The organism is Wolbachia endosymbiont (group B) of Xanthorhoe designata (assembly GCF_964028585.1).
Lineage (GTDB): Bacteria > Pseudomonadota > Alphaproteobacteria > Rickettsiales > Anaplasmataceae > Wolbachia.
Window position 1 is genome coordinate 558,233 of record NZ_OZ034794.1, and the last position, 14,022, is coordinate 572,254.

Genomic DNA, 14,022 nt, shown 5'->3' on the forward strand with positions numbered 1-14,022 from the left:
TATGATAGAGACGTTTAAAAGATATAGACTGGATTTTAGAAAAATATTAGTGGATGCTGGATGCAATATTTTTCAAAGTTTTGAAATGCAGTTTGAGAAAATAGGCTTTGATCATGTTTCAAAGATAGCAGATGATACTATAGATAAGATAATTGAATATTACACTCAGAAAGAGCATAAGAAAAAATTGGATTGTATAGGGATAGCTGAGGCTCTTATTTCTGATAAATACTCGCAAGAGGTACCTGACAAGATAGTAAAGTATGGAAAGAAAAATTATAGCCTTAGAGATTTATATGAAAATATTGAAATTATAAGAGAGGAGAAATCTTCTTTTGTCTATTATAGAAGGAATAACGAAGATAAGTCTGGTCAGTATGGTTATCGTCGTTTTCTTATTGGTGAAAGAAAAGACACAACATATATTGGAATAGAAGCTAAAAATAAGGGATCAGAAAACTATCTTTATACTTTAGATTCACAAGACTTTAAGAAAATCGTGAAAGAGGTATTTAATATTATTAATCAGGAAATTCAAGTGCCAAGCACGAAAATAATTCAAAACTGTATAGTAAAAATTAAATCCCATATTGAACTGGAGGTAAGCTTTTTAAGCAATTACATCTTACCTTATCGTCAAGACCGTAAAAAAAGCTTTAATGTACATATGAAATCCTTCAAAGAAACAGCGAAGTTGAGAGAAAGTGAAAAGGCAACAAACAGCAAAAACCGACTAGATAGAGCTAAAAAAAATAGTAAAATTATATCTTTGATGGAAGAAAATTTAAAAAAAACATCAAATTCACTTTATTGTCAAAAAGTGAAAAAACATTTGTAAGCCATACTGAAGCAATTTGTCAAGACTATGTCAATTCCTCCGACTTACAGTGCGCTAGTACAGCAAGACCTAGGAACCTTTGGTCTCGTATAAAGGTACCAAGTGAAAAAGGATTAGTGTCTTTGTTTAGAAAAATAAATTTAAAGGATGTGTGCGCTCCAGTAGGGGAATTCACTGGAAGGGATGAACAAATAGATGAGATATATGAGAAATTACAGGAAGGGGCAGTAGCAATAGTAGGTCCATCTGGCATTGGCAAAACTCAACTAGCTAGAAAATTTGTTGAAGAAAACAAAGGAGTTTATCTTCATGCCTATGAGGTAAATACTCAAGATATATTGTCTATAGAAAGTTCTTTTGCTTCCCTTGTCCGAGATAGGCTAAGCATGTGTATGGAAAGAGAAAGAAATAAAGAAAGGAAAAAATGCCTCTTTCTTTTTCAGGGAGTTAAAAAAGAAGATCTAAAGAGGATTTTAAAGATCAGAGGTCAAAGAGGTGGTTTTGATTGCTTGTTTACTTCTTCTGATCTGGATTATCAAGATATATCAGAAGTATCTTTAGATAGTCTTCGAGAAAAACACGCTGTACAACTTGTCAAAAGAATTTTAGAGATAGTAGATGGATCACAAGATGAACAAATAAAAGCACTTGTAGGAAAGCTTAAAGGTTTTCCATTAGCTATAAAGCTAGCAGCAGCGTGTATAAAGAACAAAGGATCAAGTCCTTTGGGTGAAGCATTTGGAATTTGTGAATATTTAATACAGTATGAAAAGTTCGATCAGAAACTTCCACGAAACACTGGACAAAATGAATACGCTAGGATATTACAAATAACATCACTAATTTCGATAGAAGCAATAGAAGAGATGTATTCCGGAGAAGAAGTTTTCAAAATTTTAAATGCTATGGCTTATTTTGGTTGTAGTGAAATTAACCCCAGTGTATTTCTTGCCTGGATCAGAGATGAGGATGAGCTATATTCCGTTTTCGAATTGCTAGAACAGTATTCTATGATTTATTCAGAAGAGGAAGATAAATACAAAGTTTATATTATGCATGAATTAATAAAAAAAGCAATACGTTCACAGCTTAATATAGATGAGGAAAAACAAATATTAAGCTGTGTCATAGGACTGGTATCTGAAACTGAAGGAGGTTTTTTAGAGGTAAGTCATCTCTTATCTTTGTTTGAGCATAGTCAAAAATATGACTATCTAATAGGGGAAAATAAGAATTTTTCTTGTTTAGTCTTAAGTAGCTTAAATAAGTTGTGTGAGTATCAAAAAGTTATCAATCTTGCGTCAAAATCATATGAATTACTTACTGTAGATGATGGATATTCAAGATTAATTAAATATGAGTTCGCCTGTGCGCAAGCTAGTTTAGGATGGTATAATAGAGCGTTAACAATCTTTCTAGATTTAAAAAAATTAGAGAAGACAAATGGTGCATTCTCTCCTATTGCTTTGGATAAAAAAATACTTTCTACTTATCTCAAACAAAAAAATTATAAAGAAGCATTGTCATACGTTAAACGTAATGACTTTATAGTCACGAGGTTATTTGACGAAGAAGCTCTGGAATCTATAGAAGAATATCTGAATGTAGCAACTATTGTAGCTAAAATATTCGTAATGCAAAAAAAGTATACTGAGGCTTTTACGATTTTGTACTATGTAAGACAACTGAGAGATGAAATTTTCCTTGAAAGAAATGATTTTAAATCTCATGGTGATCCTTATATTTATCCTTCTGAAGCGTATGAATTTTATAACTTAGATGAAAAATATGCCTATGCCTTAGCGTGTTTCTTTATAAGTCAAGATAGAAAAAAAGTAACTATAAATGAAAGAATGCTACCATGTGAAGAGGATTTATCACCCAAGTTGAGTATACAAGCTTTACTTGAGCAGCTGCAAGATGTTCTGAAAAATCAAGAAGATAGTCAGTACTTGCAACCCGCTCCTTATTCCATCGAAGAGAATATAGATGAAGGGCTTCGGAAAACATTAAGCAATAGAACGTTACAATATTTTAAAAAAGTGCTGAAGCTGCAAAAAGACTATGAGTTTTCAGAGAGTGCTGCTATAGTACTATCTGTCAAATTTTATATAGCTCTTTTACATTCTGATTTAGGAGAAAGGAAAAGAGCATTACAGGAACTTCAACAGCTGCAAGAAATACAGGAGGAAATTATAGGGATAAGTCATCCTGATACTTTGGAGACTGTAGATGCTATACAAAAGTTGTTTACTAGGGGTGAGGATAGATTAATATATTTAAAAAATGAGATAGAAAAAAGAGAATCACTCTTACAATTTAAAAGATCTGATTTGAATGCTCAAGGTGTTTCAATCTTAAAAGAAATGTATGCAAAAGAAAGTAGCAACTATTATCCTTCAGTCAATACTTCATCAAGTGAAGATTTGCTGTCTCAAGATAAAAGGCCCTTAGACATAGGGAATACACAAGCTAAAAGGAGAAAAATAGACAATAAGCAGGTAAGTAGTTATTTTAATGATGTCAACGTTGATCTTAGCTATCAGCAAGATGCTATAGTTAATTTATCATGTATATAGTTATAGTCTCAGTCTCAGTCTATATTAAGTCTATAGTATTATTTGTTTTTCTTTCTATGTATATGTATCACTTGGTAGACTAACCCATCCTAAAACGAACAATTCTCACATTTTTTAGTTTTGAGCGCCGAGAATGGTTATATTGTTTAAATTTTTAGCAATATGTAATACTAATTCATTAAAAAATGGAAAAGAAAAATTATGGTAAGAAAAGTTTATGCTTATCTTATGATAAAAGTGCAATAGAAATTTTCCTAAAGAAAGCAAAAATCGAAGAAGTATACAAAAAATACAAGCATTTATAATGCTTAAAAATGTAAGTACAGTAATGTTGAAAAATATTAAGTATTTATGCTGCATAATGTATCTCTAGGTTAGAGGTAATTTATGAACGAAACACAACAATCACAGAAAAATATTAAATATAAAATGTTAATGGCGGCTGATAATTATAAAGCATTTAGGGAAGCTGCTGCTGAAGGTAATATTGAAACGTTGAAATCTCTATTGGACAGAGCGAAATTACTAGATGTACAGAGTAAAATATTGGCAGCTAATAATTATGAAGCATTTAGAGTAGCTGCCGGTAATGGTAATGTTGAAGTGTTGAAACTGCTGCTGGATAGAGCAGAATTACCAGAAGAACGACATGCAATGTTGGCGGCTAATAATTATGAAGCATTTAGAGAAGCTGCTGCTGAAAGTAATATTAAAGCATTGGAGTTTCTATTGGACAGAGCAAAATTACTAGATGTACAGTATAAAATGTTGGCAGCTAATAATTATGAAGCATTTAGAAAAGCTGCTTATGCGGGGCACACTGAAGTACTGGAACTTTTATTGAATAGAACAGAATCATCAGATGTACAGCGTGAAATGTTGGTGGCTAATGATTATGAAGCGTTTAGAGTAGCTGCAAATGATGGTGGTGATATTGAAACGTTGGAGTTTCTATTGGACAGAGCGAAACTACTAGATGTACAGAATAAAATGTTGGCGGCTAATGATTACGAAGCGTTTTGGGAAGCTATCAGTGAAGGTAATATTAAAGTGTTGAAGTTGTTGCTGGATAGAGCAGGATCACTAGAAGAACTACATGCAATGTTAGCAGTGAAGAATTATGAAGCATTTAGGGCGGTTGCTGACAGTGGTAATATTAAAATATTGGAGTTTCTATTGGATAAAGCGAAATTACTAGATGTACAGAGTAAAATATTGGCAGCTAATAATTATGAAGCATTTAGAGTAGCTGCCGGTAATGATAATGCTGAAGTATTAGAGCTGCTGCTGAATAGAGTAGAATTACCAGAAGAACTACATGCAATGTTAGCAGTGAAGAATTATGAAGCATTTAGAGAAGCTGCTGCTGAAAGTAATATTAAAGCATTGGAGTTTTTATTGGATAGAACAGGATCGCCAGAAGAACAACATGTAATGTTGGTGGTTAATGCTTGTCAAGCATTCAGAATAGCTGCCAGTGAAGGTAATATTGAAGTGTTGGAGCTGCTATTGGATAGAGCAGGATCACCAGAAGAGCGACATGCAATGTTGGCGGCCAATAATTATGAAGCATTTAGAGAAGCTGCTGCTGAAGTTGATATTGAAGTGTTAGAATTTCTATTAGATAAAGCAGGATCGCCAAAAGAACAATATGCAATGTTAGCAGCTTATAATCATAAAATGCTTTCTTCCCATATAATTGAGAGCCATGCATATTCTTCTGAGGAGTTCAAAAGGGTGTGTCTTGAAGCTGTGACAAACTATAGTAGTAAGGAAATGCTTGATACGGTGCAGTCAAACCTTTTCCCTTATAGTACCCGTCAAGAAGTAGATGAATCTTATCAAGTGAAAAAGCGAAAATTTGAGGCAATAGAAGATTTATCAAAATCACAGCCAGGACCTTCTGGATATGAACCACTATCAAGGCATCCTCAAAGAAAAATGTCATGTGTAAATATTGAGCCAGGAAATGGAGAAAGAGAAAAGAGAGAGAAGGTAATGAAATGCTGAGAAAACATTCAAAAAAGTGTGTCAAATCAAAAAATAAATTTGATATAAAGGAAAATTTGTGTAGAACATTTAATAGACCAGCACATCCAAAATAAACACTTCTCTCATTAGCTGATTTTTACTGCTGGAAATGGTTATATTATTTAACATTAGCCATGCATCTGAACGGATACAAAAGTAGAATTTACAATTCTATCTAAAAGGATACCGAAAAAGAGCAGGAGTCCTATCTGGGAATTATTTTTAAATATGGACATGCATTGATTAGAATCGTCTGGATTGAAATTTTTGTGTTGGTGGTGAAATATGAATCCTATGGCAAGTAAAGCAATATAAAAGATGTTATTTAATGATGATAGTATACCAGCGTACAACCATGCCATTAAGGATATTAAGTAAAATCTTTTCAACCAAGATTTTGTTGTATTGCCAAAATATAATGCAGTAGATTTCATTCCTAATTTCTCATCATCTTTTTTATCTTGATGAGCGTATATAGTATCATAACTAAGCGTCCAAAAGACGCATCCTATATAAAATAGCAAGGATTCTATGCTAATCTGGTTTGTTATTGCTGCTGAACCCATGAGTGATCCCATGTTGAAAGTAAACCCTAAAAACAATTGTGGCCACAAAACGTAACGCTTTAGCAAGGGGTAGATAACTATCATGCACATTGAAATTATTCCAAGTATAAGAGTAGTTTTATTGGTTAATAATAAGATTACCAGGGCAATAGACAGTAACAGTGAAAGTAAAGCCAAAGCCTGCTTTATGTTTAATGCACCACTTGCAAGTGGCCTATATTTTGTTCGTTCAACGTGCGCATCTATTTCTCTATCGAAGATATCATTGATTATGCACCCTGCGGGTCTCATTAAAAATGCACCTATAGTAAACAAAACAAGGAGAAAAAGAGCCTGATATGATAGAGAAATTGAGGCTAAAAGAATGCCGCTTAAGCTAGGAAATAGCGCAAGCCATAAACCTGTTAAACTGTGTATTCTCATTAATGAGAAATAATGGTTGAAATACATTAATTAAGTGTGATTATGTAATATTTTGCTTACATTGACAAAATTATCGAATGCTAAATCAGGCTTGAAAATTAACTCAGGTATAAATCGCAAATCAACATAACACAATATAGATTTACGTATTGACCATGCAGATTGGTTCATTTCATTAACAACAGTGCTGATATCAGCATTACCATTTTGGATGTTCAATGAAGATAACACAATATATACATCTGCTTTCTTCAAATCTTTGCTTAGCTTTACATCAGATACTACTACTTTTTCATTAAGAACATTACCTTCCATTAAGATTTTTGATATTGCCCTATGTAATACCGATGCTACTTTTAGGTTTCTAATTTCCTTTTTCATATTCAACTACTATAACGTCCTTTCTTCTTGCACTAATTGATAAGCTTCCAAAATATCTCCAACTTTAATATCGATATTACCCTCTAGCGATATTCCGCATTCAAAGTTTACACCTACTTCTTTAACGTCATCTTTAAATCTACGTAGTGCTTTTAACTTTCCTTCATGCACCAATTTGCTGCCACGTACTACCTTAATTAAAGAGTCTTTTTTTATAACTCCATCAGTGACATAACATCCGATTATATTACCGGCTTTGGATGCATTAAATATTTGCCTTACAGATGCAGAACCAACACGAACCTCTCGTGTAACAGGCTTTAACATTTTAGTTAGATACATCCTCATGTCTTCAATAAGCTCATATATTATATTGTAAGTATGTATTTCTATACCTTTTTGTTTTGCTAATTCTCTTATTTTTGAATCCACTTTTACATTAAAGGCTAAAATTACTGCGCTTGATGCTTCTGCAAGCAGCACATCTGAATCTGTTACTCCTCCTACTGCTTTGTGTAGAATATTTAATTTTACTTGGTCTTTACCAAGCTTATCAATTGAACTTGATATTGCTTCAATAGAACCAGTTACATCGCACTTTAAAACTACAGATAGTTCTTCTGTTTCACTATTATTACGACTGAATATATCTAAATTACTGTCGTCTAAATCTTCTTGCTTTTTCTTGATTAATTCTAACCTGTATTCAACAATTTCACGAGCCTGCCTTTCAGAGTTTACAACAACAAATTTATCTCCAGCATTTGGTACACCATTTAAACCAGTAACTTCAACTGGAGTAGAAGGTAGTGCCGCTTTTTCTCTTTGACCAAGGTGATTAATCATACTGCGTACTTTGCTGTATGTTGTACCAACTATCAATATGTCACCAATCTTTAATGTTCCTTCTTCAACTATTAATGTAGCTGATATTCCTTTAGCTTTATCTATTTTGGACTCTATTACCCATCCAAGTGCTCGACAATCCTCTATTCCTTCTAGCGTCATTAATTCAGCAATTAATAAAATTGCCTCTTCTAGTTTATCTAAGTTGATTTTCTTTTTTGCTGATACTGGCACAATTATAACATCACCACCAAGTTCTTCGGGGATGAGGTCATACTGAGGCAAACTATTAATTATTCTTTCTACATCGCCAGGTTGTGATTTATCAATTTTATTAATGGCAACTATAATAGAGACATTTGCTGCTTTTGCATGGTTTATTGCTTCAACTGTTTGTTTCATGATTCCATCATCAGCTGCAACTACTATTACAACTATATTAGTAATATTGGCACCACGTGCACGCATTGCAGTAAACGCTTCATGCCCTGGTGTATCAATGAAGGTAATTTTTTGCTTATTTTTTGTCGTTAATTGATAAGCACCTATGTGTTGAGTGATGCCACCTGACTCTCTTTCTGCAACATTGGATTCACGAAATGCATCGAGTAATGATGTTTTACCATGATCGACATGTCCCATAAAAGTAACGATAGGTGGTTTGAGTCTTTTAGGTAAGTTTTCTCTGTTGCTTATGAAGAGTAAATTCTTTTCTTTATCAGCATCACTTACTCGTTTAGCCGTATGATTAAATTTTTTTGCTATTTCACATGCTATATCTGGATCTACTGTATCATCTACTCTATAATTCTCACCAACTTCTTCTTTAAACATTTTTAACACACTTTTGCTATCTTCTGCCATACGAATAGATAATTCCCTGATAGTTATTTTGTCTGGTATAATAACTTCTCTTGCTATATTTTTACCCTTAGTAAACTTTGATTGTTTACTTCTTATACCAAATTTTTGCTTAAATACAGGGAGGTGTGCATTTCTTTCATCTATTGCCTGTGTAATTACTAGCTTAGAATGCTTGGAGTATATATCTTTGCTAGCTTTAAAAGACTTTTTATCATTGTTCTCATGTTCAATACTATCTTCTTTTTGTTCAACTGAGTTAGTATTACTTAAAACTTCCTTATTTATTTCTTTAGGTACAGAGTGTGATTCATTTTTATCTTCAGCTTCTTGATTGCTTTCTTCTTTTTTTATTTTCTCTTCTTGTTCTCTCTGATTCCTTTCTTTCAGCAAAGTAGCATTCTGTACAGCATTAATGCGGGAAATTTGTTCTTTTTCAGTTAAAGAGCCTAATTTACTCTCGTCAAATAAACTATATTCTTCTGCAGAATGAATTTTTCTTCTTTTTTTTACTATTGTAGTACCAGTACTTTGACTATCTAAAGAGTTTAAATTAATGTCTAATTTAAGCTTGCTTAAGCCTTGTAGGGTTAATTTTTTATTACTGATATCTTCATTATTCATATTGTTTTTATATTAATCCAAGCTTTTTGCGTGCTTCTATGATTATTAAATCTGCTGTATCTTTTAGATTGTCTTTATTGTTAGTTGAGGAAGAGAGTATGCTACAAAACTCATAATTTGATAAATCTGCTATGTCCTCTAAAGTTTTAATATTATGTTTACTAAGAGCAATTTTATTATCTATTGATAAGGCTAAGTTGATTACATCGTCTTCCATACCTAAATTTTTTAGCTCTTCTATTTTTCTATCATTCTCTGCTTTCAGGTAATTATTTGCTCTATTATGAAGTTCATTTGCAATATCTTCATTGAAGCCCTCTATTGAAGCAAGTTCCTTAATTGAAGTGTTAGATATATCTTCTACACTTGAAAAACCTTCTGTTACCAATAATTGGCCCATAATCTCTTCTAAGTTTAAAGCTTCAGCAAATAAAACTGAACATTGACTAAATTCTTTATTTCTTCTTTCTGATTCTTGCTGAGTGCTTAATATCTCAATTTTCCATCCAACAAGCTCTGAAGCTAATCTTACATTCTGACCCTTTTTTCCTATAGCTAAACTCAATTGATCTTCAGCAACTATTAACTCTATACAATTTTCATTTTCGTCAATAATGACCTTTGATACTTCTGCAGGAGTAATGGCTTTAATAACAAATCGACCCAAATCTGATGAGTAATGTATGACGTCGATTTTTTCACCGTTTAATTCGTGTATAATAGTTTTTATTCTATCTCCTTTAACTCCAACGCAAGCACCTACTGGATCGATATTCTTATCAGATGAAAAAACAGCAACTTTAGATCTTGAACCAGCGTCTCTAGCTATACCTTTAATTGTTATCAATCCGTCAGCAACTTCTGGTACTTCTTGATTCAACAATGCCTCTAAAAAGCCTTCATGAGCCCTAGAAAGAATGATTTGACGTCCATCGTCAGAGCGCTTAACAGCCTGTATGTAAGCTTTAACCTTATCGCCTTCACGAAATGACTCACCACCAATTAAGTTTCGTAAAGGAAGGTATGCTCCAATTCCGTTTATGTCTATAATAAGATCTGAATATTCTACTTGTTTAACGATGCCATACCTCATTTCTCCTACCTTGTCTTTAAATTCCTCATATTGCTTTTTTAACTCTTCATCTTTGATTATTTCAGAAATCTTTTGCTGGGCAATTCTTGCTGAAACAAGATCAGTGTTAAGAGAAATCAACTCACTAATAGTATCTCCAACTTTTGCATCTTCTTTTATTAACTTAGCTTGTGTCAACTTAATTAAGTCACACTCATTTTCATTTGATTCATCATTAATGACTTTTAGTTGTCTATATGAGGTAACTTTGCCTGTGTTTCTATCTATATTAACTACAATTTTACTTTTGCTACCATACTTTTGTTGAGCTACTGCTTCGATAGCACTTTTAAGTGCATTTATTATAATATTAAAATCCAAACCTTTTTGAAGTGAGAGCTCTCCCGCTGTTTTTATTACATCAAGGCTTCCAACTATGTTATTCTTGTTGCTTTTCTGCTTAACACTGCTTTTACGATTAGCAATCATATAAATAAATCCAATTTAATTAGTTATAATTATAGCTTCAACATGTAAAGAACGCTATCTTAAATGTTGAATGATTGCTAATTTAAGTCAAGTTTTTTCATGTCTTTGTATGATAAGCAATGCCGGAGTAAAGAATAAAGTTAAGACCGTTGCAGCCAATATTCCACTTGCTATGGTTGCTGAAATATCAACCCACCACTGGCTTGATGGAGCATCATATGTGATTTGTAGCGTAAAAAAACTGATATTTAACCTAGTAATCATCGGTATTAAACCAAGAACTGTAGTTGCAACGGTAAGTAGTATTGGTCTTATTCGAGAAATTGAAGCGTTTATTATACATTGCTTAATGTTATTTTTGCGCACCTTAATTTGCTGATGAAAGGCATCAAGCAATAGTATATTATTATTCACTATAATTCCTGCTAAAGCAATTATCCCCACTCCACACATGACAACTACAAAAACTTTCTGAATAAGAAAGAAAATGAAAAATACACATGTTGTTGATAAAAACACTGCTGTCATTACGATAAATGTATAGTATATGTTGTTAAACTGTGCCACTAGCACCAATATCATCAATGTAATTGCTAATATAAAAGCCTTTAATAAAAATGCTCCTGATTTCTGTTGATCTTCCTTGTCACCTTTGAAATTAATCTTTACTCCTTTACTACAGTCTTGAGTAATCGAATTTTGAATGAACTTAACTCTTTCATCAATAAGATAGCCAGTATCAACGTCAGCAGAGATTATTACTGTGCGTGATCCATCAATCCTACTTAGTTTATTTGCCTTTTTTTCGGGAACATATTTCACTATGCTACTCATAGAATATGGTCCATTTGCTGTGTTAATAAAAAGGTTATCTATAGTTTTCATGTTGCGATTCTTTCTGGGAAAACGTAGTACAATATCAATTTCTTCATCTGCGTTATTTGGTCTATATTTTCCAATTAATACTCCATTTGTAACCATCTTTATAAAATCACCGATGGTTGCAACACTTACTCCAGAGCTTGTAGCCTTACTCTTATCAATACTCATATTCCACTCTATTTCAGGTGCTGATCTACTATCTTGAATATTTATAAATCCAGATGAAGGTTGGTCCATAATTTTTAGGATTTTCTCTGCTACTGAATTCAAGTTGGATGCACTTCCGCTTAAGTTAATTTGTATTGGCTTGTCAGCTGATGGTCCTGACTTTTGTTCCTGTACATCAATTATTACTCCTTTTATGTTTTGCACACTGCTCCTTATATCATTTAGTATTTGCTTAGCTTTGCGCCTGCAGCGCCAATCTACAAGTTCCAATTGAATTTTGGCAATAACGTTGTCTGAAAATTTTCCTGATCGAGCATAAAAAACATAAATTTCTTTTTCAACACCCAAAATACGTTCTTCTACTTTCTTAAGTATCAAATCTCGTTCTTTGGCTGATAAGCTTTCTTTTACTTTAACGCTGATTAAAATGTTATCTGAATCTACATTTGGAAAGAACTTTAATCCAGGACCAAAAGTAAAATATAATATACTAGACAAAAATAAAACACATACAATAACACATACAAATTTTTTGGGGTGATCTAAGACTTTCTCTAACATACGTACATAAGTTCTTATTATAAGCCCAGTATTTTTTACCTCACCACTTTCTATAGCACTCATTCTTATTATTTCTTTTTTTGAAGTTATTGAAGGTTTACCAAATATTGCACCAAGTGTTGGTATAAAAACCAAAGCCATAATTAGCGATCCAGTTAAAGTTAGAATTATTGTAATTGGTATGTACTGCATAAATTTACCGACTGTATCGGGCCAGAGTAACAGAGGGAAAAACACTGCTAATTTAGTCAATGTTGATGATAAAACTGGATAGAACATATCATGAACTGAGGTGCAAAAGGCTTCTACTTTATCCATGCCACAAATCATCTTTCTATCAGCATATTCGCTGATTACAATTGCATCATCAACCAGCATGCCAACTGCCATAATTAGACTGAAGAGCACAACTATATTTAGAGTAATACCCATTAGGTAAAGAGCCATTATTCCTATGAGAAAGGAGCCAGGTATTGATAGTGCAACAAGAATAGCAGCCCTTGTTCCCATAAAGAGCATCATTATGGTTAATATTAGTAATACGGCAAATATTATACCATTTTCCAAGTCGTCAAGCACATCACGTACATTTTTTGACTGGTCATTCAAATAAACTACTTTTAAATTTTCAGGTAATTGATCTTTTGCTTTGTCCATTAAGTATTTTACTTGATTTACCGTGTCTATTATGTTTTTTCCATTACGTTTTGAAATTTCTAGTACAATGCTAGGTAGTCCATTAATACGAGCAAATCCTTGGTGATCCTCAAACCCAAGGTATACTTTTGCTATATCTTTGATTCTCAAAACTGCATCACTTTGAGATCTAATAGGAATATTCATAATATCTTCTATATCTTTTAATAACCCTGATATTTTAATCGAATATTTACCGGTATCATTTTCTAGTGATCCGACTCCTACCAATCTGTTGTTGTGTGATATAGCTTGAAATATCTCATTTGATTGAATGTTATATTTTGTTAGAACTGTGGGCTCAATTATAACTTCCACTGTTTCTTTACGCATACCTGCTACTTCAACTTTAAGAACATTTGGCAGAGCTTCTATTTCTTTCTTTAGTTTGCGTGCTATTTCAGTTAAAGCTCTTTCCGGCAAATTACCAATCAAGCCAACGTTTAGTATCGGAAATAAGCTCAAGTCTATTTCATTGATTATCGGAGATTCTGCTTCAATAGGTAATTTTGATTTTATGTTTAAAAGCTTTGAACGGACATTATCGAGCACTTCTTTATTATTATACTCTGTTCTAAATTCGATTATCATGTGAGCACCATCATTAGTTGCAAAAGCTCTCAATTCTTTTACACCTTCGATGGATCTTAGTTCATTTTCTATAGGAAGCACTAATAGCTTTTCACTATCCTCGACAGAAATACCAGGAAACCCGACAAATACACTAATTATAGGAATCTGTATATCAGGATTGCTTTCTCTTGGCATCTTTATATAAGTGTATGAGCCGAAGGTAAAAATCACGATAAGCAATAATATTACTATTCTATTCCTCTCTACAAGTAAGCTTTTCATGCCAAACATTATACGTATTTATATCATATTATAGCTAAGATAAATTATATATTAATTAATCCTTATATGTCTTTATGTAAATGATTAAAATTTTTACAGTTTTGCAAGCGTAAGAAAATTTCTATATAATATAACTTTAGTATGGTATTT

The 14,022-nt window shown here is 32.6% G+C and carries 8 protein-coding genes; 3 read left to right on the forward strand and 5 right to left on the reverse strand.

The features are described from left to right. Nucleotide 1 precedes the first annotated feature (1 nt). From ABWU64_RS02655 to ABWU64_RS02665, 3 genes are all read left to right on the forward strand, one after another. Nucleotides 2–838: a hypothetical protein gene (locus ABWU64_RS02655; protein ID WP_353279813.1), complete on the forward strand. Its 837-nt coding sequence runs from the start codon at nt 2–4 to the stop codon at nt 836–838. Next, a complete protein-coding gene (locus ABWU64_RS02660) occupies nt 811–3,417 on the forward strand; it encodes an NB-ARC domain-containing protein (protein WP_353279814.1) in 2,607 nt (868 codons plus the stop codon). The genes ABWU64_RS02655 and ABWU64_RS02660 overlap by 28 nt, the downstream gene beginning before the upstream one ends. Nucleotides 3,418–3,804: 387 nt before the next feature. Further along, nucleotides 3,805–5,427 carry a hypothetical protein gene (locus ABWU64_RS02665; protein ID WP_353279815.1) on the forward strand — a complete coding sequence of 541 codons (1,623 nt, stop codon included), beginning with the start codon at nt 3,805–3,807 and terminating at the stop codon, nt 5,425–5,427. A 149-nt stretch (nt 5,428–5,576) separates the two neighbouring features. Here ABWU64_RS02665 and ubiA read toward each other — a convergent pair whose 3' ends face one another. The 5 genes from ubiA to ABWU64_RS02690 form a co-directional block, all read right to left on the reverse strand. After that, nucleotides 5,577–6,464, reverse strand: coding sequence for a 4-hydroxybenzoate octaprenyltransferase (ubiA, locus tag ABWU64_RS02670; protein WP_341815869.1), 888 nt, complete (start codon nt 6,462–6,464; stop codon nt 5,577–5,579). A gap of 3 nt (nt 6,465–6,467) precedes the next feature. Further along, entirely contained in the window at nt 6,468–6,818 is a 351-nt protein-coding gene (locus ABWU64_RS02675; RefSeq protein ID WP_341815870.1) for a ribosome-binding factor A, read from the reverse strand. Between the two features lie 9 nt (nt 6,819–6,827). Continuing rightward, the gene (gene infB, locus ABWU64_RS02680; RefSeq protein ID WP_015588605.1) at nt 6,828–9,149 is read right to left on the reverse strand and encodes a translation initiation factor IF-2; all 2,322 of its coding nucleotides are present in this window, start codon (nt 9,147–9,149) and stop codon (nt 6,828–6,830) included. A 7-nt stretch (nt 9,150–9,156) separates the two neighbouring features. Further along, nucleotides 9,157–10,710 (reverse strand): transcription termination factor NusA, encoded by a 1,554-nt coding sequence (gene nusA / locus ABWU64_RS02685; protein ID WP_353279816.1) that lies wholly within the window; start codon nt 10,708–10,710, stop codon nt 9,157–9,159. Nucleotides 10,711–10,797: 87 nt separating this feature from the next. Further along, nucleotides 10,798–13,872 carry an efflux RND transporter permease subunit gene (locus tag ABWU64_RS02690; RefSeq protein ID WP_353279817.1) on the reverse strand — a complete coding sequence of 1,025 codons (3,075 nt, stop codon included), beginning with the start codon at nt 13,870–13,872 and terminating at the stop codon, nt 10,798–10,800. Nucleotides 13,873–14,022: the final 150 nt, after the last annotated feature.